The sequence below is a fragment of the Oligella sp. HMSC09E12 genome (assembly GCF_001808505.1).
Classification (GTDB): Bacteria; Pseudomonadota; Gammaproteobacteria; order Burkholderiales; family Burkholderiaceae_B; genus Oligella; species Oligella urethralis.
Map to the genome: position 1 here is coordinate 16791 of NZ_KV793559.1, position 26209 is coordinate 42999.

Annotated in this window: 28 protein-coding genes; 19 read left to right on the forward strand and 9 right to left on the reverse strand. The window is 39.5% G+C overall.

The window, feature by feature from the left end:
* Positions 1–17: 17 nt before the first annotated feature.
* The 9 genes from HMPREF3179_RS03575 to HMPREF3179_RS03615 form a co-directional block, all read right to left on the reverse strand.
* Positions 18–1187 carry a hypothetical protein gene (locus HMPREF3179_RS03575; RefSeq protein WP_048769158.1) on the reverse strand — a complete coding sequence of 390 codons (1170 nt, stop codon included), beginning with the start codon at positions 1185–1187 and terminating at the stop codon, positions 18–20.
* Positions 1188–1226: 39 nt separating this feature from the next.
* Entirely contained in the window at positions 1227–1619 is a 393-nt protein-coding gene (locus HMPREF3179_RS03580) for a hypothetical protein (RefSeq protein ID WP_048769155.1), read from the reverse strand.
* A gap of 29 nt (positions 1620–1648) precedes the next feature.
* Positions 1649–3301, reverse strand: coding sequence for a signal peptide peptidase SppA (gene sppA, locus HMPREF3179_RS03585; RefSeq protein WP_070469746.1), 1653 nt, complete (start codon positions 3299–3301; stop codon positions 1649–1651).
* A 1-nt stretch (position 3302) separates the two neighbouring features.
* Positions 3303–4856: a hypothetical protein gene (locus HMPREF3179_RS03590; protein WP_070469747.1), complete on the reverse strand. Its 1554-nt coding sequence runs from the start codon at positions 4854–4856 to the stop codon at positions 3303–3305.
* An 82-nt stretch (positions 4857–4938) separates the two neighbouring features.
* Entirely contained in the window at positions 4939–6471 is a 1533-nt protein-coding gene (locus HMPREF3179_RS03595) for a PDDEXK family nuclease (protein ID WP_070469748.1), read from the reverse strand.
* Positions 6472–6547: 76 nt separating this feature from the next.
* Positions 6548–8239 carry a phage terminase large subunit family protein gene (locus HMPREF3179_RS03600; RefSeq protein WP_070469749.1) on the reverse strand — a complete coding sequence of 564 codons (1692 nt, stop codon included), beginning with the start codon at positions 8237–8239 and terminating at the stop codon, positions 6548–6550.
* Positions 8239–8661: a hypothetical protein gene (locus HMPREF3179_RS03605; RefSeq protein WP_048769144.1), complete on the reverse strand. Its 423-nt coding sequence runs from the start codon at positions 8659–8661 to the stop codon at positions 8239–8241. The genes HMPREF3179_RS03600 and HMPREF3179_RS03605 overlap by 1 nt, the downstream gene beginning before the upstream one ends.
* Before the next feature lie 32 nt (positions 8662–8693).
* Complete coding sequence (locus HMPREF3179_RS03610) at positions 8694–9311, reverse strand: hypothetical protein (RefSeq protein WP_141743434.1); 618 nt, start codon at positions 9309–9311, stop codon at positions 8694–8696.
* A gap of 241 nt (positions 9312–9552) precedes the next feature.
* Positions 9553–10245 carry a S24 family peptidase gene (locus HMPREF3179_RS03615; RefSeq protein WP_070469751.1) on the reverse strand — a complete coding sequence of 231 codons (693 nt, stop codon included), beginning with the start codon at positions 10243–10245 and terminating at the stop codon, positions 9553–9555.
* A gap of 923 nt (positions 10246–11168) precedes the next feature.
* On the opposite strand from HMPREF3179_RS03615, the gene HMPREF3179_RS03620 reads away from it, so the two are divergent.
* The 19 genes from HMPREF3179_RS03620 to HMPREF3179_RS03710 all read left to right on the forward strand — a co-directional run bounded on the left by HMPREF3179_RS03620 (position 11169) and on the right by HMPREF3179_RS03710 (position 26207).
* Positions 11169–11738, forward strand: coding sequence for a hypothetical protein (locus HMPREF3179_RS03620; RefSeq protein ID WP_070469752.1), 570 nt, complete (start codon positions 11169–11171; stop codon positions 11736–11738).
* A gap of 1728 nt (positions 11739–13466) precedes the next feature.
* The gene (locus HMPREF3179_RS03625; protein WP_070469753.1) at positions 13467–13706 is read left to right on the forward strand and encodes a hypothetical protein; all 240 of its coding nucleotides are present in this window, start codon (positions 13467–13469) and stop codon (positions 13704–13706) included.
* Positions 13707–13748: 42 nt separating this feature from the next.
* Positions 13749–14237, forward strand: a complete 489-nt coding sequence (locus HMPREF3179_RS03630; protein WP_070469754.1) for an antirestriction protein ArdA — start codon at positions 13749–13751, stop codon at positions 14235–14237.
* Between the two features lie 36 nt (positions 14238–14273).
* A complete protein-coding gene (locus tag HMPREF3179_RS03635) occupies positions 14274–15137 on the forward strand; it encodes a hypothetical protein (RefSeq protein WP_141743435.1) in 864 nt (287 codons plus the stop codon).
* Between the two features lie 264 nt (positions 15138–15401).
* Positions 15402–15719, forward strand: coding sequence for a hypothetical protein (locus HMPREF3179_RS03645; RefSeq protein ID WP_048769124.1), 318 nt, complete (start codon positions 15402–15404; stop codon positions 15717–15719).
* 9 nt (positions 15720–15728) lie between these two features.
* A complete protein-coding gene (locus HMPREF3179_RS03650) occupies positions 15729–16256 on the forward strand; it encodes a hypothetical protein (protein WP_070469757.1) in 528 nt (175 codons plus the stop codon).
* A gap of 59 nt (positions 16257–16315) precedes the next feature.
* Complete coding sequence (locus HMPREF3179_RS03655; RefSeq protein WP_070469758.1) at positions 16316–16762, forward strand: hypothetical protein; 447 nt, start codon at positions 16316–16318, stop codon at positions 16760–16762.
* A 2-nt stretch (positions 16763–16764) separates the two neighbouring features.
* Entirely contained in the window at positions 16765–16941 is a 177-nt protein-coding gene (locus HMPREF3179_RS12215) for a hypothetical protein (protein ID WP_161797547.1), read from the forward strand.
* A gap of 1 nt (position 16942) precedes the next feature.
* Positions 16943–17389: a Sec-independent protein translocase family protein gene (locus HMPREF3179_RS03660; protein WP_070469759.1), complete on the forward strand. Its 447-nt coding sequence runs from the start codon at positions 16943–16945 to the stop codon at positions 17387–17389.
* Positions 17390–17564: 175 nt separating this feature from the next.
* Positions 17565–18026 (forward strand): DNA N-6-adenine-methyltransferase, encoded by a 462-nt coding sequence (locus tag HMPREF3179_RS03665; protein ID WP_070469760.1) that lies wholly within the window; start codon positions 17565–17567, stop codon positions 18024–18026.
* Between the two features lie 29 nt (positions 18027–18055).
* On the forward strand, positions 18056–18448 hold the full coding sequence (locus tag HMPREF3179_RS03670) for a hypothetical protein (RefSeq protein WP_070469761.1): 393 nt from the start codon (positions 18056–18058) through the stop codon (positions 18446–18448).
* 15 nt (positions 18449–18463) lie between these two features.
* Positions 18464–18898 carry a hypothetical protein gene (locus HMPREF3179_RS03675; protein ID WP_070469762.1) on the forward strand — a complete coding sequence of 145 codons (435 nt, stop codon included), beginning with the start codon at positions 18464–18466 and terminating at the stop codon, positions 18896–18898.
* A 77-nt stretch (positions 18899–18975) separates the two neighbouring features.
* Positions 18976–19512 carry a hypothetical protein gene (locus HMPREF3179_RS03680; RefSeq protein ID WP_070469763.1) on the forward strand — a complete coding sequence of 179 codons (537 nt, stop codon included), beginning with the start codon at positions 18976–18978 and terminating at the stop codon, positions 19510–19512.
* Positions 19496–19813, forward strand: coding sequence for a hypothetical protein (locus tag HMPREF3179_RS03685; RefSeq protein WP_070469764.1), 318 nt, complete (start codon positions 19496–19498; stop codon positions 19811–19813). The genes HMPREF3179_RS03680 and HMPREF3179_RS03685 overlap by 17 nt, the downstream gene beginning before the upstream one ends.
* Positions 19814–19914: 101 nt before the next feature.
* A complete protein-coding gene (locus HMPREF3179_RS03690) occupies positions 19915–20244 on the forward strand; it encodes a hypothetical protein (protein WP_070469765.1) in 330 nt (109 codons plus the stop codon).
* Between the two features lie 65 nt (positions 20245–20309).
* A complete protein-coding gene (locus HMPREF3179_RS03695; RefSeq protein ID WP_070469766.1) occupies positions 20310–20747 on the forward strand; it encodes a hypothetical protein in 438 nt (145 codons plus the stop codon).
* A gap of 9 nt (positions 20748–20756) precedes the next feature.
* Positions 20757–22265 carry an SNF2-related protein gene (locus tag HMPREF3179_RS03700; protein WP_070469767.1) on the forward strand — a complete coding sequence of 503 codons (1509 nt, stop codon included), beginning with the start codon at positions 20757–20759 and terminating at the stop codon, positions 22263–22265.
* A 124-nt stretch (positions 22266–22389) separates the two neighbouring features.
* The gene (locus HMPREF3179_RS03705) at positions 22390–25296 is read left to right on the forward strand and encodes a hypothetical protein (protein WP_070469768.1); all 2907 of its coding nucleotides are present in this window, start codon (positions 22390–22392) and stop codon (positions 25294–25296) included.
* A gap of 185 nt (positions 25297–25481) precedes the next feature.
* Complete coding sequence (locus tag HMPREF3179_RS03710) at positions 25482–26207, forward strand: hypothetical protein (protein WP_070469769.1); 726 nt, start codon at positions 25482–25484, stop codon at positions 26205–26207.
* Positions 26208–26209: the final 2 nt, after the last annotated feature.

Genomic DNA, 26209 nt, shown 5'->3' on the forward strand with positions numbered 1-26209 from the left:
GAAGCCTCTTATCTAAACTACTTAAGCTCTAATACTGAGAACGCTTCGTCGAATAAACGGAAAGCGGCAGATCCTGTATCCCAACGCATTGTTTTGCTACGTTTAATCACGTCTTCAGCTGTAGCTGAGTAGTCTGCACTCAAGCTGTTAATGCGTTTTACAGCATAACGGCTGTCTAAGCCCATGATTGTTCCAACTGGCCAGTCAGGATTTTCAGTAACAAATACCTGTACTTGAGCAGGGATTAATGGGTTAGCAATCACCGCTTGAGAGTTAATGCGAGGAGATGTGCCATCATCAATTTGAACAGTAGGCTTACCTAAGCGGTTCTCAATCGCTAACGCTCCGTCAATATCGGTAACCACCCAGTCAATAGAGCGGTAGCTGCGACCTTGGTAAAGCCACTTAACCCATGCTTTTTGGGTAAGGATTCCGTCCTTAGACTCTGCGTCAAATTGGCTAGACGTAAAGTAAGGTTGAACAGTATTTAAAGGCTCCATACCTAAGTCTTCGTCACCGTTTAATAGTGCCAAGATGTTTTGGTTAGCTCGTGCGTCTAACTCTACAGCAACTTTACGGGCAACAGAAAGTGCGATGACATCTAAACCTGCTGCACGCTCAAATTTATCAGACCACTCAATACCTTGTGCAGTGGTAGGAATGCTTTGGCTACGCTCACTTACAGTCAGAGTCGTCATGTTAGTAGGACGTGCAAGCTGGGCAACCACTTGGCTACGGTATTCGCTAGGACGGTCGTAATTGATGATGACACGCTTGAACTCAGAACCCTCAATGGTTTCAGTAGAAGCAACTAAGCGGTCAAATGCAGCAGCAGCTGTATTCAAGTCGCGAGCCAATTTGTCTTCGATAGTTGACAAGATAGTGGCAGGGAACAGGATACGAGACTCTGGTACATCGTTGCGAGTATTGGCACTAACATTCATGCAAGAGCCATCAAGTACGTCCTGTAATAGGGTAGGGCGGATTCCTAACTCTCGGTCCTCTTTAAGGTATAAACCCAAAGAAGATGCCATTTGGCGGAATGCGGAAGGAGCACCCTCTTGTACAGGGTGACGCTTATTAATCAAGGTCTCAACGGATACGTTAGCCTCTTTTGCTTCCAAGTAAATGGAAGGTTCAATCTTTACCTGTTGGCTTGCGCCTTGAGCATCAATATAATGAGCCATGTTTATTTCCTCTTATTATTCTTGTTATCGTGAGAAAGCTTATACTTTGCGGATTACGCCAGTATCAACAACTTGCCACAAGTACTTTGGTGTTCCTGTTGCTTTTTTAACTTTCGTTTTTCCAGCAGTACCAGAGGCAGGGTTAGATTCAATCACTACGTACTCGCCAACCGCTACATCGCCAGTATCTACTAGCGCATAACCTTTGGTGATTACACCTCCGATTTTGTAGCCGTCTTGAGTGGAAGGTTCAACGGAAGTTAAGAATCCGAAGATTTCACCGTCAGCCTCACCTAGCACAACTTGGCTACCTTCACTGCCTACAGTTACTAATTTTCCTTTATCTGCGTCCACAAGTGGAGCAGCTTTAGTGCCTACACGGAAAGTTTCCGCTACTTCTTGGACCAAAGGTCCTACTTTAAATTTAGCCATATTTTTCTCCATATTTAGCTAAAGTGGATTTACAGAACCGTTGCGCTTGCTCGTTGCAAGGCAGTTAGATCTTTAAATGATTTAGGTTTGTCTTGGTCCTTGTTAGGTGATTCGTCAGTGTTAACGTTTGTAACACTACGCTGACCAGCCTTAAAGGACTTATTAAAGGTTGCAGAAACTGAAGCGTGGGCTTCAAGTACTGACTTCAAGCTGGATTGTGAGTAATCAGAACGAGGCTGTCCAAGGGCTACTTGCATACCTTGAGCAGACTTAGCGATAATCTCTTTTAGAGATGCTTCCATTGCCTTGAACTCTTCAAGCTCTGCTTTCACTTTTTCAAGTGAGATACGTAAGTCGACAATTTGGTCGTCCTTAGCAGAAAGTAACTTAAACATTTCTGATACACTTTCATTTACTTGAGCTTTGTCTTCTGACACTTTAACCTCAACTTCCTCTTGCGTATTAGATTCCAAGCTCACTGCTTCTTGTGCCTCAACATCAACCACCGTTCCGTCATCAAGGATAACTAGGTTGTTATTTTGAGTCTCGTCAACGCTAGGTTGCTCCAAGTCTTCGCCCACTTGCGTAACTGTTTCCTCAGCCATAGTTTCTTGAGCCTGAACGGTTTCACCTTTTGGTTCTTTAGAGGTAAGGCTTACTGTATCAATAGGTCTTGTGATCTTTCCTGTATCAATAGTTTTTTCAATCTTTCCCGTATCGACAGTTTTTTCAATCTTGCCTGTATCAATAGAGGCTGTGATCTTTCCTGCCGATACCTGAAATAAATCCTGATACACGGCACCCACTAAGCTTTTCTTCTGTTTCATGGTTGCTCCTAAATTATTATTAGTGTGTTCAAACGACAAATTACGTTTGTCTAAGGTTCTCTTTGAAATATTAATTAGGGCTTGGTCAAACGACATAATGCCGTCAATCAACCCTACAGTCTTAGCAGACTCCGACAACATAACTCGCCCTTGAGCCATGTATTCATCAGTGTAGGCGTAGCTCTTATTTCGGTTGGAAGCCACATCACCTACAAAAATCTTGTAAACATCGTCAACCATCGCTTGTATTTGGCGTTTACCTTCTTCCGTCAACTCCTCATACATGTTGCCCATTTGCTTGTATTTGCCAGCTCGAATCACAGTTGCTTTAATTCCTGCTTCATCAAGCTGTTTAGAAATATCAATGGAAGTCGTAATTACCCCAATCGAACCAATGTTAGCAATGCGAGCCGCATAAATTTCACGAGCACTAGAGCCAAGCCAATATGCCCCTGAACACATCGTCCCACTTGTATAGGCATACACAGGCTTAATTGATGAATCGATGTATTTAATCAAGTCGGCTGTATCTGAAACGCCACTCACATATCCGCCGGGTGAGTCAATATCCAACACAATGCTGTGAACTTCAGGAAGTTCGGCAGCTTCAACCAAAGCATTACTAATTTGGTTGTAGCTAACCGCTCCAATTAATTCGTTGTACCAAAGGTCCGTATTAACAAGAGATCCTCGGATACTGATTACACCTACGTTTCCATGGACGGAAAGAATAGATGAACCTCCAACATCTACAGCACCTTCGGCATAAGTCTTCAAGTCGGCTACGCCTTTAACTCGTTCTATCATTGACACTAACGAGTCTTCTGTACCAGCCCAAAGTAAATTCTTCTGCATGTTATTCCTTCAGATTATTCTTTTTCTTATTCTCGCCCTTAACACCTGTAGGCGTATCTGGCTTCAAGGATTTATTAAATGCCGACCCGTCATTGGTCTCGCCATTGTAGGGGTTAATATCAGACGGCTTGCTGGACTTAAACATCGTGCCAGCTTTAGGTACATAGTCTGTAGGCGGAAGATGACCAGTTAACTCGATACTTGCTTCCTCGTCCGACATCAAGCCTAAAGACAATAGCTCCAAAATACGAGATTGCTTCATTGACTTAAATGCTTCAAGCTCTGATTCAGGACGCAAGTCAATGCTAGCATACTTAAACTCAACCGTAACGTCCAACCCAAACAAACGGACCGCCAACGTCATCACTTTTGAGTAAAACTCATTCAATTTAGAGCGGATAGCTCCCTCGGCGGATTTCATAAAAATTAAGGTTTCAGTGGAAGCTACGTTAGATGTGCCTGAACTATGCCCAAGCATAGCTGGCATCACCTTAGCCCCTGTTGACATCTTGGCGTTCGCCATGTCTTCAAGTGTGCGATACTCACTTGACAATGAAATATTACCGTTGTTTTCTAGCTCAATCTTTAACGTGTCAAAATATACGAGAGCGTCTTCAGGCTCCAAGTTGTTAATTTTGCTTTCAATGTCAGAAATAACCGAGCCATAGTATTTTTCCTGTTCCTCCGATGACACTTGAGCCTCAAGCGGCATATTCTTTCGGAAGCTTTCCTCATCAATCGACACTTTCATTCTAGGGTGTACCGCCTTGCGAACCACTCGGCGTATATCCGATAGAAATTGTTCAGAGAAAAGGGTAGGTTGAATTGCACTCTCTACCAAGGAACTCGAATAAGCCTCTAGCAAATCTTGGTCTAAAGCAATGTAAAAGAACGTGGGAATGTTTAGGTTGACTTCGCTGTCGCCAATACGTTGAACTGGGGAATACCCATCAGCGTCAGGGTAAAACTCAATAGTAGTAACCGACACAGGTTGAATTCGCTGAGGCAGTAAATCCTTGCCTAATACAAGTTCACCTGCCATCGCCCCGTATGTAAATAATTCACTGGCAAGTGATTCAGAGACGGACTGAATGGACAGTGTTCCAGAAAAACCGTTGGAGTAGTCCGGCAATACGTCAAAGCGGTTAGCTAACTCGTTAGCAAGTCTTGTCGCTTCTGGATTCACTGTCCCGTCCATATTACGGGCAACCACCGTGTATGACCCCGTAATGCCCGTACGCAAGTATGCGTTACGAGCCGCTGACAAATCTGGTGAGGCATGTGTTAACGTTCTTAACAGCTCTCTCGTTGGCACCCCTCGTGACGTCCGAGAAAGATCCGTTGTGGCAAGGTTTCTGTCTGTTAGTGTTAACTTGTTTGATTTGTCAGGCTTAGCCGAACGTAAATAGCTGGGTATGGCTTGATACCCTTTTTTCAAGCGGGTAGGGGATTCTACAGGTGAAAGTTGAGATTTCACCTGTAGACCCGATGCAACACCTGATTTACCCTCAGTATTGCTACGCCAACTGAAAAATCGCTTTACGTTATTAAGCATTTAACCTTATTATTGTTATTTTGCCTAATTATTACACATGAAATATAAAGTGTCAAGTTTTGTTAATTATTTGTTGAAATACTTATATTGTTAACAACCACTTAGAGTTACCAGCATCGTAAACCTTCCAATAGCCCTCGGAACGCATGATATCCGATTCGCTCCAACTATCGGGAAACTCTTTACAAAATAAATCATTTAGTTTGTGTCGTTGAGCGTCATATCGTGTAACTTTCTTCAAGTTCTTGTACCAAGCATAGTTTGGTTTAGTAACCCCAACAAACTCAAACCCAGAACTACTGTAAATTTTACCTTCCGACCATCGCCTATCTGCATAGCTAAGCAACTTTTTACAGTTGGGGTTGTTGGCTTTGAACGCTTTTAAAAGGCGACTAAATCCACCAACAACAGAACCCTTGCTTGCAAATCTAAGAAGCTCTTTGTCAACCTCTTTGTCAAATCTAGGTTTAGCAAAAGACATGCAAGAGATAACTTCGTCACCTTCCATCAAGGCGTAATTCTCACTTGTCTTAGTACCCGATCCCTGCAAGTGGTGGGCATGGTAAAATGCTTCCGCTTTCTTCCAAGGAATAACCTCAAGCGACAACTTTCTTGCGTAGTGAACCGAAGTACTCTCGCCTAGTATGTGAGCAAGTCTATTCTTAACTTTGGTATTCTGTAGCTTCCATTCGTCTTCAAACACTTGAATGTACTGAAACTCTGTGTTATCAAGCTTTTCTAACTTTTCTACATGAGCGTTAGGGTTTCGTTTGACTTTGTCTCCGTGGTAATACATTCCGTGGTAATCAATAAAAACAAAACTTCCGTCCTTTCGCTGGGCAACAACGTCAAACTCCCCTAAATCTTTAACCCAACCATCGTGCAACACGGATTGTTTTTCTAAAAAGAAATTCTCGAATACTTCCAAACCCAAAGACTGAATGAACTCGCTAAGTTCTTTTTCTCCTTTAGATGTTTTGCTTTCCTTCCAACATTGACCACAACCATGACCTTCAGCAACATCTTGCAAGACTGGATACCAAGTTCCGTGAGATGGGCAAGTCACATCAACCTTATCTGAAGCCTTCCTAATCGTAGATTCATTAACCTCATACTCAGGAAAATTCGCCTTAATCCTTTGTAACCAAACAGACACGGGAACTCGTGCCTCTCTCCCTGTCTTCATCTTAGCGCACCTAGGGCAAGCGTGACCTTTGCCACTTTTTACTATCCCTCTTAACTGTGTAACAAGTTTATTAAATTCCCCGTGGTGAGGGCAAATGCCTTTTACTCGCTTGTTTTGGTAAGCGTCACTAAATTCCTCAACCCAAGTAATTTCCGGCCAATGCTTAGCTGCGAACTCAATCCCTGTTTCCTTTTTCTTGTTGTTTGAGCAATAAGGACAACCTCTACCAAACTTGTGCTTTTCTGGTGCCTGAAAGAAAGACCCGTGAGTAGGACATACAATTTCAATCTTCCACCTTCCATTGTCGTCCTTAACTCTTTCTTTTGAAGGGTAACTGTATTTGTAGTTGTGCTTTTGGTGACAAGCATCAACCCAATTATCAAACCGCTCTCGCCACAACATTTCCCCTTGTTCCTTACCCAACGCCATACTCACTCCTTATATGTTAATCAAATGATTGGTAGGGATATTTTATTGGTGCAAGGTTGTTTTGTCAATTAATTGTTCATGCGTAATGAATGTTAGATTCTTTCATCACTTTAAACGTAGACAAATAGGAAAGCAGAATAAGTGTTGAACTAGATACCCCAACTATCCTTGCCGCCGTTTCAGCATACAGCAAGCTATGGTGGAAGTGATCGTCTCCTTTAGCACTTTTCTGCCACACGTATTCTAGGTCTTTGGTTGTAGTAAATTTCTGCACTCGCTTCATATCTTGCAAGTGGGAAATCCAAGTTTCGTCATGGTCCTCACGTACTTTTTTGATGTTACCAAGTTTGATATCGTCCATTAACACGTCAAACGCCTTACTGCGGTTGATATTAACTTGGTTAAGCTCCATCTTGCCTTCCTCCCTATTTTCCTCCTTGCTAATCGTATACTGAAGCTCTAATGTTTTTCGCTCCACATAAAAAGCGGCAAAAAGGTTAGGGTTCGTGTGTTGCATTCTAAGAACGGTTTCTGTATACGGAAGCGCATCAATCACCATCATTCTAGGGAGATACTTAACTCGCAAGTTGTTGATCTCTTTTTCAAGTTGGTGGACAGGGATTTCCGCCGTTTTAATAATATATCTAAACCCATCTGGCGATAGCTTCATCACCGTCACGTAACTCATTGACCCAACGTCAACCCCCATCACCGTAACACCCGTAACTCCGTCAACACTATTAATCAAGTTGCTGAGCAAGTCCTCTCTTGTGATTGATGATTCACTATCCATCATCGGCTTACCCAGCGCAAAGTTCACAAACTGAGAACGGCGTTTGTAGTTAGTAGACGCCTGAATCAAGTCGGAAGGGGAAATAAACGTTGCACTAAAAGGGGAGAGATAATACCCAGCGGCAATGTAGTCATCATCAGGGTTCTCAAGCACCCATTCTCGATGTACTAAATCTCTGCTAGGCGCTTTTCCACATTTTGGACAGCGAATGTACGCCTCTCGCCACTTCGTTGTATGCAAGTTTGCTTTTGTGATTTCCTCAAGTCCTCTATCCCAACTCGGTATCGTCACGTGTTCATAATAGTCAGGCACAAACTGATGGTTGCAGTGGTTACACTTCAAAAACTCATAAAAACGCCGACTCTGCATAAACGCCTCGTGAATTCCATAACCGGGTACAGTCGGCGTACTGAATTTGTGTTTGCGCTTATAAGGGGAGTGTGTCAAGCGAGATTGATACTGTTCAATAATACCTTGGTCGGAGAAGTCGATTTCATCATGTATTAAATGGTGGGCTGGGATTGAGATTGGAGCGTTCCCCGATGCCGAACCTTTCATGTACAAAAACGAGCTTCCAATCTGCTTAATCTCGTTATTGTTAATCTGCGTACTCACCAACGCCTTCAAGGTTTCTGATTCTGTAATCACAGGATCAACACGAGTCCCCATTACGTTTGAGGCAAAAGACGCTGTAGGCAATGTGTAAATCAATGTGTAATTTGGTATTACCGCACACAACGCCAACGCCAAGCGTATTGAAATCTCTGTAATCCCCATCTGGGACGACTTAATGACCACCACTTCCTGCGATGTGTCACGCAAAATCGTTTCCTGATACTCGTGACCTTGATAACTAAAGGGGTTGCCGTTGACTCTAGTATTCTGTGAAATCCACTCTGGAATGGTAGCAAGCGAGAACTTGTTGATTGTTTGGTTCTTCAAGCGTTGCAAGTGGAGACGAGTTAGTGTGTCCATTATTTAACTAACTCCTCCTCATACTTTCTGATAAACTCTCTTGCTTGTTCGTCAGGTAATTGATTTACCATGTTAACCAACAACCCTTCAATCTTTTTAAATCGCTCAAACGTGTAATACTCGGATTGCATTTTGACAAGTTGTTGCAAGGTGGAGGCAACGGAGTTAAGTACTTGCGCCTGTTGATTCGCTGGAATATCTGGGCGATTCAAAACCGAATCCTGCAAGTGTTGCGCTCGTCTAAATTGAAGCACAAGCTCTTGCTCAAGGTCTAAGTCATTTAAGTGAGATGTAGGAAGAAAGCTAAGAACCGCATTGTGCAAGTCCAATAGCTCTTCTTCCGTCAAGTTCTCTAAGCCATCAAGGTTAATACCTTGATTATTTTCAAGCCCTAAAAGATGCTCGTCAATCGTTATTCTCATACGTCCTCATCGTTGACGCTTATGATTGAGGCTCATCTTTTTTTCCAAATTTCCTCTTTCTCTGCGTCAGAAAGTAAAGCTAATTTTTTCTCGTCCCATTTATCAAGCTCGTTGGCTCGCACTTTTTCTGCTAATGCCAAACGACCTGCTTCCGTCATGTTGTTCAAGTCGTACTTTGTTTCTACCTGTGGACGTACTTCTTGCACGGCCGCCATCATTCGACGATAAACTGTACGCTCGTTTAATCCAGTCTCTCGAACAATCTCGTTTACTGCTTTACGCCCACTTATCAAGGTGTACAAATGTTCAGCAAGTTTTTTACGATACGTGTAGTAATCAACTAAATCCTGCTCTCGATTCGTCACCTTCTTTGGACGTTTTGGTTGCAACTTCATTGCTCGTGTAACCGAACGTACCTGATGAACAGACAATCCAGAATGTTCAGCAAACCATCGGTCAAGTGCAGCAATATCGCTTCGGTGAGCTGGCGCATACTGCGTTCGACGATTCACATACACTTGCCAAGTTTCTGGGTGCTTTATCAAGCTTGCTTGCGCATACTTTGACAACCCAATACGCTTAAATACGTCTTTATCTGTCTCATATTGCTCAAGCAATTCAAATATATTGTTTGTCATTTTAACACTCATTTGCAATTTATCCAATAAGATCTTATAATGACAAGCGTGGGCGGAGCTTTCATTCCTTATCGTCATTCCTTATCGCTCTTGCCCCACTTATCTCCTAATCACCTAAACACCCATCAAGAAGGTGTATTCTTCTCAAGCTTAAAGACCTCACTATGTGAGGTCTTTCTTTTTTATATGGTAACACGGTCAGCAGGGGCAAGACTTGCAAGTGTGTGTTTGTTAGTTGCAAGCAGGAAGCTTGTTACATTCGGTCAAACCCAAACTTGCCAATTACTCTTCCGTGGACGGTTACGTTTGCAAGGTCCTCTAGGTTAATCTTGTAAGGTTCATACAAGTCCCTGTTATCCGAAATCACCATATACCCAACGCCCGGTCTCCTCTGGATACGCTTAATTAGCAAGGTGTCGTAATACGTAAATACATACACACCGTCAAAGTCAAACTGCTTCGTAGAACAATCTACCAAGATAGTGTCATCGCCATCAAAGGTGGGTTCCATGGAGTCTCCGACGATGTTGCATAGGGCAAGGGATTGCAAGTTGGTAAGGTTGGGGAATTGCCCACGTAACCAAGCACGAGATACTCTAACAAGGTCGATTACTTCACTGTCATTTGCTGACACGTCAACACCAGCTCGTGGCGTAAGGGACGAGATGGTTATGCGGGTGGTGGAGTTTTCTGTGGGGGTGGAGCTTGAACTATCTTCGGATAAAAAGATAGAAGGTGCTTCCCAGTCCATCACTTTAGCAATTTCACCTGCTCTTTTAATGGACATTCCAAATCGACGTAAGTTAGAGACGTAGGCAGGAGACGCAGTTATCCCTGCCTCATTCAACTTTTCAACAAGGTCTACACCTCGAACTCGGTGTGTGTGCATTTTCTCTTTTAGCCACTTTGAAGTTAATTTTGCAGTGGGCGTTAATGTATCTTTCATTTAAACCTCTAACCTTATTTATTAAATTTGTTACTATTATAAACGAAAAGTTTTAAAAAGTCAAAAATTTTTTTAAGAAGGTATGGGCGATTTTTATTTTCCCTGGCACACTTTGTTTATATAGTCATATCTAATTTAGATGTAACTAATATAAGGTTACTGGTACAACTGCATGTATCACACAGCCCACACCTTTATAAACTTTGCAAGCTATAAGATAAATAAGTTTATAAAAAGTGTTGACAAAGAAAAGTTAATAGCTTATAATAAACTTAATGAATAAAAATTACTTATTCATAGTAGTTAAAAAACTACAAAAGTTTATAAAAAGTGTTGACAAAGAAAAGTTAATAGCTTATAATAAACTTAACAATTAAATAAACAGGGAAAGCCCTAGCGACATAAAGATCGCTTAGATGCGATGCTTAAGCGCTGTATGTATATGACACTGCAAAGATAACCGTCATGGACCTTTGCAACTCAAAGTATACATATATCTTAAGCGTACACTACCTAGAGCTAATTTTTATGTCGGCGTTCTTTAAAAATTTTTACCCGTTTATATAAATTTTTATATAAACGCTTGAATAAAAAGAAATTTTTTTATTCAAGGCATAGGGTGCTAGGATTTTGATCATCTATCAAAATTTAGTACTGTAAGCTAAGCTTAGCTTAGCTTACATAAAAATACTTTTAAAAGTGTTTTTATGTTAGCTAATGCTAAAATTTATTTATTTATTTATTTATTTATTTATTTATTTATCTATCTATTTATTTATTTATAAGGTGAGACTATGAGCATCAATGCCCGTGCTTGCAAGCACGGGTGCTAATATAAGTGCATTGTTGCAGTGCATTTATATTAGCTAGCAATAGCTAAACTTTGATTTATTTATTAATTTAATTATTTAAAGGTGGTTATTATGACTAAAGCCAAAAAAATTGAACAAGCAATTGAAAAAAACATCATCAATCTTTCCGATAAAACTGTAAGCTACGAAAATAGCTTGCATAGCGTCCTAAGTATGGCGATCGAACATGCCATGCTTACAGGATCAAATTCAGTCGTTAACAACGTGATTGTAAAGCTTGCAACGACGGAAAGGCGCATCAATGGCAAGCAGCAGCCTTTACTAAGCAATCACATGCTTAATAAATTAAAACACTACTTAGCTTTTCATACGGGATTTTTATCCGTAAACACCGATAAGGATACAATGCAAAAGTATCCTACGCTTGTAAATTCAGGTGTTAAGCAAGGTGAACAGTGCAGTTTGCAAGATCTAGACAAGCTGTTAAAAGGGCTAGAGTTATTGCGTGATTGGAAAATGCCGAAAGAAATGAAACCTAAAAAGTCTCTATATGAATTAGCTTTGGCTTTCTATAAGTCAAATCTAGCTAAAGCTGAAGCAAAAGATCTTGATGATAGAGACTTAAAGACTTTTAACTTACTGATCCAAAGTTTTAACGCTTTAAGCGACTTAGCAGAATAAAATTAAACCCCGTGCAGTTAAGCACGGGGCTAATCTAAAAACATTCAATGAGTGTTTTTAGATTAGAAAAAACTTATTTATTTATTTAAGGTGAAGACATGAGAAGTTTATAATTTTAAAGGCAAAACTTTTGACTTTCGCAGAGACTATCTAACTATTGAAGATCTAGATAGTCTCTTAGCTGAAGAAATAGAGCAAGTGATCTTCGATGCTCATCGTAATAGATAAAACCAAAGCCTAGCTGTAGCTAGGCTTTAACATATAGTCTTAACCTAAGCCTTAATCATAGGCTTAGGTTAGTATTATATCTAGCGTTTAAACGCCTTTAAAGCCCTAAATTAGGGCTTTTTTTGCGACTATGTATATAGGTATGTAGGCAAGGTTTGCAAGGTTTGCAAGGTTGTGTGATGTGGTAGTAACCATAACCTTAACCATAATCTAAACCATAACCTAAAACAACGGTTTAGGATAGGTTTAAGGCTGAAGTTAAGGTTTAAGCTAAACCATAAGCTAAAACTAAAGTTAATCTAAGACTAAGCATAAACCATAAGCTAAGACTAAGCCTAAACCATAAGCTAAGATTAAGGTTAAAGCAATCATTAAGCACCTTTAGCAAGAATCTAGCGCAGCTAGCAATTATTTAGCACCTTTAGCAAGTGTTTAACACCTTTAGCACAATTTAAAACATGGTTCATACCCGGTATCACCGCTTTTGACTAGGGTTTTATTCAAAATTCAATCAAAAGCAAGGTGGAAAACATGAATCAATGGCTTATGCACCAATCTTAAGAAATTACTTTAAGTAGCATCAAACTTAAAGTAATTTCTTAAGTTAGGTAACAACATGTTAAAAGCTTAAATTTCGGAGTTAAGAGAAAATAAAAGCTTTTAGCAACAATTAAACGTAAATAAGAGCTTTTAGCAGAAATTAGAAACGATTTTCAGGTTATTTTTTAGACTTGAAACTGTAAATTTTAAGATTTTAGATACTAAGTTATAGTCTTTGTCAAGTAACGAAGTGTTAAATTGTGTAACAAATTATGACACGATTTTCAAGGTTTTTGAAGTCAAAAATCACGAGAAAAAGCGAAAAAAAGGTTTAGACTTAAACTAATTTTTGGCTCGATCTCTCTCAAGAGGCTGTATACAAGCCGCTTCAAGTGGTTTAACAATACTAATAATATTTAATATAAATTTATATATATATTATTAGTACTTTGGATTATTCCATATTTTTAAAAAAAAGGGGGTCGTGGAAAATGGTTTTTTATCTTTCAATTTTTTTGCAAAATGATTTTAAATTACCGGGGGTGGGTATTTCTCAATTTCCCAAATAATCCAAAGTTAAAAACACCTTGCAAAAAGGAAAAACCCCACTTGAAACAGCTAAACACTTGCAAAGTGCGCTTAAAAGCGTTTATAGACTCTACAGTGCATTTTGAGGCTGAGCCTAAACCTTAACCTCAACCACAATCAAAACCGCCAAAACAGCCTAAAATTGGCTTTAAAATTGATTTTGATTTTGTGCTGATGTTTGATTCTGATATTTAGCAGCAACATTACCCACTTGCAAAATGGTTTTAAATTTGAAAATCACTCTAATTCTGTAATAAAACTTACAACAACCTTACAGCACGCTTGCCCCTTGGCTTGCATAACAGCTTTCCAAGCACGCTTGCCCCACAGCACGCTTGCCATAACCCTTAAACCTAAACTAAAAGGAAAACTATGAAGGACTTTAGACTTGTACTAACCGAAGATGGTTTTATTATGTACGAAGCTTTGACACCCAAGGCTGAAAGATTCTTGAAAGACAAGATAAATACAACCATTTACGGTTTAGCACCAAAGCAAATAAAGAATAGCTTAACTGCTTGCTTGCAGCAATATGGATTTAGTTATTACTTTGATCCCATGGAAGATAAGAAGGAGCGTTTATCTTCCATACTTGATCAACTCCAACCTTAATTTGATTTCAAATTGACATTTATTTATTTAAAGGTGATTATTATGCAAATTTATGTATCTACTTTCGCTAAATACAACAACGGAACTTCAGAAGGAAGATGGCTAACCCTTGGGGACTACATCAATCTTGATGATTTCTTAGAAGCTTGCAGGGAGTTACACAGCGACGAAAAAGATCCTGAGCTTATGTTTCAAGATTGGGAAGGTATTCCCGAAAGATCTATCAGCGAGGTTTTCGTAGATGAACACTTGTGGGAACTTGCAGAACTTGAAGAACGGGAACAAGAGATCGTAGTAGCTTATATGGAGGTAGCAAACGTTGACTTGGAATATGCCTTAGAGCACGCCCTTGATAACTACATAGGGTACTACTATTCAATGGAAGAATATGCTGAAGATTGCGTACAAGAAATTGATTTTCACGAAACAATTTCAAACTTTCTTTGGCACTACATTGATTTTAAGAAATTAGGTGAAGATTTGTTGCACGATAGATTTTATCAAGACGGGCATTTATTCTACGCCCACTAATTCAAACCCAAACCCAAACCCACTTGCAAAGGCTTGATGAAACCAACATCAAGCCTAACCCAAACCCAAATTTATTTATTTAAGGATTTATTAATGAACACTCTTGATTTATACACAATGGATTTTGATTCTTTGGTGAAATATGCTCAAAAACTAGGACTTGATGCTGAAGTTGCTTATGATGATTTCCCCGAAAACCCACGCAAGATGATGGATTATGGATCAGTGATGTTGTGTGGGCATAGAAGATACACACTTGGCGACTTGCAATTAACGGGTAAATATCGATCAATGACTGAAGAAGTTGAGCGCACAATCTACCATGAACACCTTGAAGAATTTTGGGCTTATTTGGGCAAAGATCTTCGTGAGCGTTATTCAAGTGAGGATTATGATCATGAAATTGATCTCGATCCTCAAGATTTTGAAGCTTGGCAGGCTGAAGAATTGGCGCATTTCCAACCATTAACCGATTGGATTGAGGCTAATTTTATTGTGTTGCCATTGTCGATGTACGAACATTCCAATATTACTATCTATATAGGGGATCCAAATTTCCCATGGGATTCAGGTAAACTTGGTGTTATTTATACTCGTTGGAATCCGGAAACTGATAATTATCAGGCAATTGTTGAACAGTTAAAATTTGAAGTTGCGGAATATTCTGAGTATGTTAATGGTGAGGTGTATAAATACTATATTTACGATGATAGATTGGAAGATGGGGAATCGGGGTATTTAGATACCGGTTACAACTTAATTGGGCGTGAATATGCGTTTGAGTTGTGTAAACAGGCGTTGATTCCGTTAATCATAGACCGTCTACAAACCCTTGAGGACGAAAAGGAAGCAAGAGTTAAGCAATTTGGGTTTTCATTGGAGGATTCCAATGATTTTTAAATTAAAACTTGAATGGCTTGTAGTCCTACTGGGTATTTTGGGCTTGGGGTTAATGTTGGTGATGTTAATGATCACCTACCTTGAAACCCCAATCGTCCAAATAAGTTACGCTACAAAGGAGTGTGTAAAGGTATTGCCTGAGGGCGATTGTAGCGAGTTACCACGAAAGTTTTTGATTGAGTGGGTGAAGTAAGAGGCAAGGGGTTATACCCCTTGCAAACCCTTTTAAACCCTTTTAAACCCTTTTAGAAAGGACACTTTGAAATGAACAAATACCCAAAATTAAGGCTTGATTACTTAGATTTCGTTTGCACTGATGTAGACGAGTACTTAGGATTTTTTATTATTGAATTTGGTAATGGAAGATACTTGCAATGCGAGTTAGTGCATGAGGAATACAGCATGTTTGAATATGTTTACGAAAACCCTGATTATTCTAGGATCATTGATCCTAAAAATTGTGGATTTGATCACGGTATATGTGGTGAAGAAAATGCGTGGGCATTAGGTGTTTTTGGCAAAGAACACGTATTGGATTTTATTTTAAAGCACGCAAGAAAATCGGATATTAGAGTATTGTAGGAGTTAATTATGAAAGACTTTATAATGGATATTAGAACGCCTAAAGGCTTGAAGCGAGTTGATTTAAGCAATATTGGTAGTTATGCTGAATTAAGGGCTTATATTAAGGATCAATTTGACACAGAAAACTTAATTGTAGATTTTCTACCTTCCCCTTGGTTTGAGGAATTTGTAGACGAAAACACAGAGGACCTTGATCCCTTAATTTTTGAGTTTTTGAAACTAAGTGAATATGAGCAAGAGGTTGTTTTTGATTACTGGGAGTTAACGCTTGGTAAAGAGAGCGAGACCCTTGAAGACTTTAAACAAGAACTTGATTTCATTCTCAACACCTTGCACCTAGGAACTTATGAACACCCTCATTATTTATTGGCGGATATTATTGAGCGTAGGCTTGGTGATGAAGCTTATTACGAAGTTTGTTCTTATATTAATTATCGCAAGGCGCAAATCGAATATGAACATTTATATGTTAATTATGGTTGGAACTATTTCCGCAGAGCGGATTTAATTGACACTGATGGTTTGGGTAAATAATGGATTGTGGGCATTTATTTGCCCACAAATTGACACTTTTACATTAAGAGGTAACTATAATGAATATTGATGCATTAACAGGTACAACACAAAGCAATAAAACACTTTACAAATTATATGGACAATTGCCAACCGAGCGACTTGAGAACTTGATAGAAAACGAGGAACTAGGGGTTGAGGTCTTGCAGGAGTCCGAACACTTTGTTAGTGAAACACTTGATTTATGTAGGATTGCGGAGAGTAAAGATCGAGATTTTGGATTAGATCAAATCCCGCAAATCCTTGAAAACCTAACCGATGCTGTTGCTGAAATCCAAAGCGTTAATCCAGACATCAAAAAAATTGAAAAAATTTTGACAGAAACGCAGAAAGAGGCAGGATATTTGGAAATGCGGTTGGAGCGCATTACTTACGAGTACAGCGAGTTACTAAATGCCATGGATAGGTTGAGCGGTGGGGGTAGCGATTTATTGAGAGCTTTTGAAACAATTACATATGGATCTTGAAAATGAAAATTAGTGCTAAGGAATATCGACTATATAAGCAATTTTATTTTGGCAATGGCAAATATAAACCTCAAAGTTATGGGCAGATTAAAGAACGAGTTATGTACTTTATTGATACGCCCACACCAAGAGGCTTGGCAGAGTGGCCGACACTAGGGCAAATCAATCGAGGATTTTAGCGTGAATAAGAGATTAAAGCGAGTTAGGAAGGTGAGGTTGCGATCTCAATTCCAAACGTTTGATGACTTGGTGAGCGCAAGCGGTTTGGGTTACCAAGAGGTTTTGGATTTGCTAACCGCTTGGCAGGATAACCACTTGATAACCTTAGATTTACGCTTTACCGGGGGTTGGACTAAGGACGAGGACGAGTATTTAGCTATTAATTACCCAGACCCTTATAAAGACATAGATGACATGGCGATGGAGCTTGGGCGAACCATTGGCGATATCTACGATCGAGTTAAAAGACTTGATATTAAACGTGGGTATAAGTTTGATGATCGAAAGGAAAAGGCTAAAGCGCAACCAAAACAAAAACCCGTAAAACTTCCAAAACCCAAACAAAAACCAATACAACGATTCAACCCTAAGGACAATCCTTGGGCTTACATCAACTTGAAACCATAGGAGGAAATAGCAAGCGGTTTTAACTTATTTGAGTTTATTTATTTATTTAATTACTTATTGTTTCTTGCGAAGAGGAGGAGACATGGAGGTATTTATTTTAAATGGACATATTAGAAGAGACCTTGATTTTAATTTCAACCTACTTACTCAAATTCTCACACTTGAAAGGTAATTTATGAACGTACATTTTTCAAGCAAAACCGATCGGTGGGAAACACCGCAAGATTTTTTTAACCAATTACACCAGCAATTTAATTTCACACTAGACGTTTGCGCATTGCCTGATAACGCCAAGTGTGAACGCTATTTTACGCCTGAAATGGACGGATTAGCACAAGATTGGGCGAAAAACAAAGAGGACGTAATTTGGTTAAACCCACCGTACGGAAGACAAATTTCAAAGTGGCTTAAAAAAGCCTATGAAACAAGCTTGCAGGGGTTAACGATTGTTTGTTTAGTCCCTGCAAGGACGGATACGGTTTGGTGGCATGACTACGCAATGCACGGCGATATCTATTTTGTGAAAGGAAGATTGAAGTTTGGCGGACATCAAAACGCCGCTCCATTTCCTTCCGCTGTCATTGTGTTTAATGGCAACAAAATTTCAAACATCAACAAGCTTGCAAGCTTGAATTAATTTATTTAATTATTTTAGAGGATTAAAAAATGAAAACTATTTCATTAGATGAATTTGACAACTTAATTTTATGTGAAGAATGGGAACGTGAACAACGATTTGAAGTTAATAGCTCAATGAAAGTATCAAAACTACGGCTATTTGGAGATGAAATTGAGTTTGTAGACGTTAACAAGATTTATGGTTTAGCTAAATTAGTCTCAACTCTTGATGGCATTACTGTTACTTACAGCGAAAGTTTTAACTACGAGGAAAACGACCCTGATAGTTTGCGATTTGGGGTTGAAGGCATGGACGAGGTTTGGGATATTCAGGGCGTTAAAGTGCTTGACGAGGACGGCGAGGAAGTGAACGCAAAACGCCTAGCTGATTGCTTGCCCTATGAGTTCAGTGTAATTGATTATGATTATTTTGAGATTTAGTTTGGGTGAATGAAAATGGATAAATTTGATTTTGAATTAGAGGCTAACAAGAAGTCTAGAACATATACGTGGCGAGAATTAATTAATTCCCAGCTTGATGGCAAGACAGTTCAAGCGGAATGCGATGATGGCAGTTGGGTAGACTTATATTCTGTTTTGGGTATTTTGACAGAAAACCTAGACGTGGCAGTTAACGGTTATCGAGTCAAAGAGGACTTCTACCCAAAATACAGTTGCAATGGTGTAGAGCTTGATATTTGCGAGTATAACCCAAAAAGTCGTTTTTATTACGTACCTGCTTTAACTACTCCCGAACTTTATACCGGGCATTTTTGGGGTTTAGACGAAGATATAGATAAGCACTACCTTAAAAACGGCTTACTCTACAATTGCAAACAAAAAGCAGTTAAGCACGCAAAGGCAATGCTTAAGCGTGTTGAGATTGAGTAAGTGAATGAGCTTTGGCAAGGGGTTTACTTATTAACTAAACCCCTTGCACTCAAACCTTAAACTTAAAGGAAAACGAAATGAAAAACAGAATTAAACTTGATGATCAAGGTACGTACTATGTTTATGAATTTAAATACATAGGACCAAATAAAGACACGCCTCAAAACATTGATGCCGATAGAATCGAAATCACAACCTTGCCCCACGAAAACTTGACAGGGACGGGTTTATGTATTGAGGGTTGTTGTTGGACTAGAAACGATTGGGCGTTGTATGCTCATGGACAGTACGAGACTGTAAGAGAGGCTAGATCGGCAATCAAAGCGAAGTTTGGGGCGGTTAGAAGTAAGGACGAGTTTGGAGACAAATTTGAACCTGAGTTTGATTTTCAAGTAGCGATTTTTAAGCCGGGCAAGTACATGCCCATGTGTACAGAAAAAATTTGGGATCGCCTTTATTATTTAGTGCACGATGACATGGACAAAGACACCGACAAAGCCAAAATAAAAGAGCTTGCAAAAGAGTACGAAGAGTTAGTTAATGTTTTTGGGTGTACGCTTGGACCAAACTTAATTGAAATTTTGGAGGAAATGAAAGATGAGTATTTTTCCTGACGCAAACTTGGACGATAGAGCTAAGGAGGCAAGAAAGGAACTTTGGAAGGCAAGGCTTAGGTATGGTGTTGCCTTTCTATGTAGCGTTCATATTTTTATTGCCTTTTTTAGTTTTTTTATCTCATTAATCGACAAATCACTTGGAGCTAAGTTGACAATAATTAATCTAATGGTGGTTGGGGTTGAGCTGTGGATTTTTATTTCGTGGTTTTCAATCACACTTGCTAGTTACGTCGCTGAAAATGAGCGAGAAAAAATCAGGAGAGCGAAAGAAAGTATTGAACAGCTTGACAAACGCTAACTTTACGTGCTTTATTTAAAATAAATTTGACAGTTTTTATTTAAGGGGCAGTTTTGTTGGTTGTAAGGAGCTATTTAGCTCCTTTATTTTTGGGGAATGAAATGAATATTACAATTGAAAACGCAGAGAAAATGATAGGTGAATATGAAAACTTGATTCAGGAGGTCTTGTTTATGCCTTTTTATATGGAAGATGTTGGGGATTATACATATTACCCAGCAACAAGAGACATGCCATCAGAACGTAGTTCTGACACGATTGATGACATTTGTTGGACGATTGAAGACATTCGTAGTTTTTATGATAATGAATTTCAAGAGTTTTGTGAGGTACTTGAGGAAACGCCAAAATGGAAATTAGCGGAAAGCTTTGAATCCAGTTTTGGAGATATGATGGCGTTTTTAGGGCGTACAGATTGGTATCTAATGTAGAATGGAAGTTTAAACTTATTTAAGCAATTTTTAATTATTAATTTATTTGAGCAATAGGAGTATTTATGTTAGTTAAAGTATATTTCAAACAAGGTTCTTGGGTAATTCGTGATCAATCAGGAGAGGGTTCAAACAAGGTATTAGGGTATGCAAAAGAAATTCTGCTAAAAAACCCTGAAATTCATTCCTCCTACTTTATCGGCGAGTTGCACCAAATATGTGAATTCTTTAAGGTCCAAACAGCCCCTTTGTTGCCAATCATGGACGATTGGTTTGATCAGTTTATGGAAATTTCTTATGGTTTCAGAGACCTAGAGTATGATGATCGATTGGGTATGTGGTTTGATTCTGAATCAGGCAAAACCCCAACTGACATTGCCTTTTTACATTTGAAAGGCGACGAAGTAACTTACGACACCTTTGGCGATGTAGAAGAACATGTTGAGAGCTTAATTCAAGATAAAGATGTATTAGCTAAGCTTTTAAAAAATAAAAACAAGTAAGGGTTTGCTATGAATCAAGAGGTTACAAGCGTAGCACTTGAGAATTACAAGATGCTCGTTAATTTTGACAATCATTATAAAAACTATATGGCGAACCAGACTCCCGTTGAAACCGTTGTGAGTCCAACGCCTTATGAGGTTGTAAAAGAAAATTTCCAACTACCATTTGAGTTATACAAGTTCCAAGAGGACACAGTAAACAAACTTGCCCACTTGCCACACGCAGGGTATTACTTGGACGTTGGCGCAGGTAAAACCGCAACTTCCATTGCCTCCTTTCTCTACAAGTTAGCAGTAGGGGCTGTGGACAAATTGGTGGTGATTATGCCTCCCGTCTTAATTGACGGGTGGTATAAAACCTTTGAAACGTACCCAGACTTGAAAGGCAAGGTTACGATATATCGAGGCACACCCACACAACGTAAAAAGATTAACCTAGGCAGTACATTAATTACACTGGTTGGTATTCAGATTTTCAAAGCGGATTTTGAGCGATTTGATAAAGTGTTTGGAGATAAAACGGCGGTGATTTTTGATGAAGCGGCTGCTATCAAGAATATTTCAAGTCAAAACTACCGTTATTTTCGAGAATTTGCACTTGGAAAATCAACCATGTTGTTAACAGGAACACCGCTTTCAAAGCCCACGGACGGTTATGCTTACATGACGTTTACAGCACCGGGGCTTTATCGAAACTACAGCGTATTTTGCGGAAGATATGAAGGCTCAAGGGATTTCTTTGGTAACGTTGTTAGTTGGCGAAACCTTGAGGAACTCAACGAGGCGTTGCAAATCAATTCCGTTCGCATTTTAAAGCAGGACGTACTTCACGAGTTACCCGAGGTAACGTATACACCACTTTATTATGAGTTGAATAAGCAACACTACACCTTGTATACAAAACTAGCGTTGGAAGAAATGTTGGTGTTGGAGGACGGAGGCAAGATTGATGCTACAACGGCAAGCGCATTATACCACAAGCTTGGTCAAATTATTTGTAATTATGATTATTTTAGTGGAAAAGAAAATGCAAAATCAACTTGCTATGAGTTGTTGGATCAAGTCTTGAGTGAAATTGGTGATGAAAAATTAGTGATATTCTCTAACTATCGCTTAACCAATCGAAGCCTTGAGCGACACCTGCAAAGGCACAACGTAGTAACCGCTTTCGGTGATAACTCTGTGGCTGTCAACAACAAAAACATTCAAACGTTTATTGACGATCCTGAATGTAAAATCTTGATTGGTCAACCTTCAAGTATTGGTGTTGGCGTTAATGGCTTGCAAGACGTTTGCCGAAACATTTTGTTTTTGGAGGTTCCGACTTTGACACTTTTTCATCAATCGGTGGCAAGGTTGCATAGGACGGGTCAAAAGCAAGGGGTGAACGTGAGAATTGCGGTAGCGTTAAATACGCTTCAAGTTCGACAAACTGAAAACCTAATCAACAACGACACGCTTGTTAACAAGGTTATTAGAAATGCGGAGGACTTGAGAGACGCCCTGTTTGGTAAATAAAAATTTTTACTTCCAGTTGACATTTAAAATTTTGGAGGTAGAATTAAGTCAATTGTGGAGAAATTGCTATGTTTGAAAGAACAAGTAAAGCCACGATCAATTTCCTTGAAGTTAGGGGTTGAACGTGGCTTGGATTTTTTATTATCAGTCAACCCCTGAATCTGAGTGGAAAGTTTCAGAGGTTAAATACAAGGCGGAAGTGCTAAAACTACAACCGCCTTTTATCACCGCCCTTGAATTGAATCAAGAGGTTAGCGAGGGAATGACACGAGAGGAATTAAGTCAAGTTAGTTATCGAGGACCATTGTATTTTGACTTTGATTCTGAAGATATCGCTTATGTGATTCCTCCCTTTAAAAAATTCCTAAAATCCCTTGAGGAACGAGGGGTTAGCTTAGAGCAATGTAGCCTGTATGCTACAGGGGGTCGAGGTTTTCACGTAACTATTCCAATGGAAGTTTTCATTCCAAAAGTAACAGGTCGAGGCTTTAAAAACCTACCTGCTATTTATAAGGAAATGGCGTGGGATTTAGCGGTGGATACAATGGACATGCGAGTGTATTCCTCAAGACGTGGACGCATGTTTAGGGTGTCAAATGTAAAGCGAACGAACGGCAAGTTTAAAGTTCCAATCACAGCTTCAGAAGCAAGGATAATGACGCCTGAGCTTTATGATGACATAACGTCAACACCCAGAGGCATGATTGAACCAACAACCCCTGAATTCAATTCTTCGCTTGGAACGTTATTTACTACATGTTCTGAAAAGGTAAACCGTAACCGTAACCGTAATCGCAGTAAATTAGACGAGGAACTTATTGCAAGATTCAACAATGAGTTTCCTCCAACGTTCTTGTCTATTGCTAACGGCGAAAACTTGCTAAAAGACGTTGGCTTCCAGATGATAGCCACACAATTAGCGATTACCACTGTTGCTTTTGGCAAAACTGAACAAGAACTACTTGAGGCTTGCAAAAACCTTGTTGCCAATCATCAATCCGACGGACACAGATATAACACGGAGAGCAAACGCTACAAAGAGTTAAGTCGCATGTACCACTACATGCTAGACAATCCTTGTTATGAGTTTAGTGCTGGAGGTTTGATTTCTTTGTTAGATGACAAAACGTTAGCCACAGACTTGGAACCGGAGGTTGAAGTCCCAGAGGGCGCAAGCTTGGAGGGCAAAGATGAAGATTTAGGACTTGATGAAGAAACAACCAAAGGTGTGTTTTTTAACAAGTCAGGAATCTTCAGAGAGAAGTTTGACAACAAGGAAGAGCGGTGGAAAGTTACACGTATTTCTTGCGTGGGGATTGAGAATATAACGAAAGTTGAGAGTATTAACGAGGGTACTAGGCAATTTGAATCTCAAGGTTTTGAATTTGAAGCCTACGTTGATGGCGAATTTAAAGGCATTGGAACGATTCAGGATAATGCCTTTAATACATCAAACATGCTACATCAAACGTTAGGTGCTAAGTACTCCGCAGGGGTAGATTGCACAGATTCAGAGGCTAGAGCGATGTTAGATATATTTAGAAGAAAGTCTATTTTAGGAGGAAATGTAGTTATTTCCTTGCCAAGAGAGGGCTTAGATGTGGTTGAAGTACCCGATAAAAACAGCGAATCAGGGTACTCCCTGCTTACCATGTATGTAAGTGCAGGAAAAAACGGCGTTATACCTAAGAACAAAGATTATAACTTTAAATTCCAAGGTATGTGGAATCCTGAAGGAGAATTTAGAGTTAATCTTCTAAAAGCCAAAGAACTTGAGGATACCGAGCGAATCCGCAAATTCTATGATGATTTCTTTGATTTGTTTCCAAAAGAAATTATGGCGAGAGTGTTGGGTTATTTCTTAGCGTGTTTTCTAAATCAAATTTTTAGATACCACTTCAGGAAATTTCCTTCAATGCAGATTTATGGTCAGGCAGGTTCAGGTAAAACGGAAGTTGCAAGCATTGTTTCCCAGTTGCATACATACACCAATACGATCCCTATTTTGAGTGCAGGATCAACAACTAGCTTTGCGCTACGCTGTTACTTAGAGGGTTCGGCAAGTGTTCCTGTGATTTTTGATGAGTACAAGGCAAGGGAGTTAGGTCCTAAACGAACCAACGAGTTCCTTCAAGTAGCACGAAATAACTACACAGGTAACGAGGGAGCAAGAGGGAACATTAGATCGGGAAGTGGAAGTTCAACCTTGTTTGTCGACAAAAACAAGAACTCCGCACCGCTTGTATTTATTGGTGAGCAGATTGAAGATCAAACCGCCATCATAGATCGAACCATCTTGGTCAACACTAATGTAGGTGGGGCGAAGAATAGAAAATTAACTTTCGCAGAGAGATCAAGGTTTTATAGAGTAAAGCAGGGGCTTAACGAGGGATTCTTAGGTATGTGGGGACTCCTTTGTGTTAAAGCAGCGATATCAACTCCTCACGAAGACTTTGCGGATACCGTTAATAAGTACATTGTTGAGTTATCAGAGAGATGTGAAGGCTTGACATCTGAGCGTCCAATCTACAATAACGCCGTGATTCTTACCGGACTTGAGTTTGGCATGAAAGTGTTAGAGACAGTGTTTGGAGGTTGGTATTCACCTAAGTTTCAGTCTTACATCAACGAGATATTAGACAACATTGAGACGTCGATACCTATCAATAAGTCGGAGGCAACAAAAGTTATTGAAACCTTAGCTTACCTTTCAAACAGTAAAGATATAGTTATCTCTTTAGAAGAATATGAAGACTACATGTATTGTATTGATGAAGCAACAGGTAAAGAGTGTGTCGATCTTGAGTTAAGGAGTTGTTGGGATAAATATGCTAAGTATCGCAGAGCGCAAGGAGGTGAGCTTTTGTTTGATTCTGAAAGTTCTTTTATTACAGCGATGTTAGAGCATGAGGCAAGAATCAGAGGAGGATCTGCTTCTAATTTAGGTTCTTCAAAGTATATAGTGAGGTTAGATTTGCAAATGTTGTACGAAGAGTTTCAGATTGATACGTTTGATTTTTCAGGCATGTGAATTTTTGAAAAACACTTGACATAAACTATTTAGGAGGTAATAATACGATACATCGTTTTAACTTTTATCGACAAATCAACGGTAATTTCCCGTTTGATTTTCTTTTCAAGTCAATTTGACAATTAAACTTTTAAGTGTTGTTTTAATTTAGAAGTTGTTTTTTATTTTAATTTTGGAGATAAGTTATGAATAAGCTTACTAAAGTAAATGAAGCCCCTGTATATGAAGAAATTGAAGCAGTTGATGAGATTCATGTTGAATCTCAACCTGAAACGGAAACAGCCCAAGCGGCTTTGGTCCCAACGAAAACAAAAGCGTTATCTACCGTAGGGGGTAAAACCTTATCTGCATTTAAGGCTCAACACCACGCCATAGACCTTGAAACAGTTGAAGATATTGGACAAGGTACGATGCCTAAAATCGTAGCCGACCGTGGTGGATTCTCGGCGGATAGTAAGGAGTATGGCGATGAACTTGACGTTGAGTTAGTTTCATTCAACGAGCGAGTGGTTATCACTCCGGGTGTGGAGGGTGAAGAAGCCAAGCAGTTGCTACGTTACTCTTATGATGGTCAAACGATTTCAGGTGAGCCTGATGTAACCGTTGCTTCTTACATTTCTGATTTAAAAGAAGCAGGTTTCCATCGAGCTGAAAGCAAGAAGTACATTGACTTGTGGGTAATGCCTACACGCTCACAACTTGAAGGAGAAATCCCAGAGGATGAGCGAGAGCTAGTTCAAGTTCAATTATCACCTAGCTCTGTTCGTGAGTGGAACAAATTCTTGCTTCAAACAAGTGTCAAGATGGGTCGCCTTGGCGCAGAAATCAAACCTTTCTTGAACTTGAAGATTGATAAACGAGAATTTAACGGCAACAAATTTGCTGCAATCAAGTTTGATTTAGTTAAGTAATA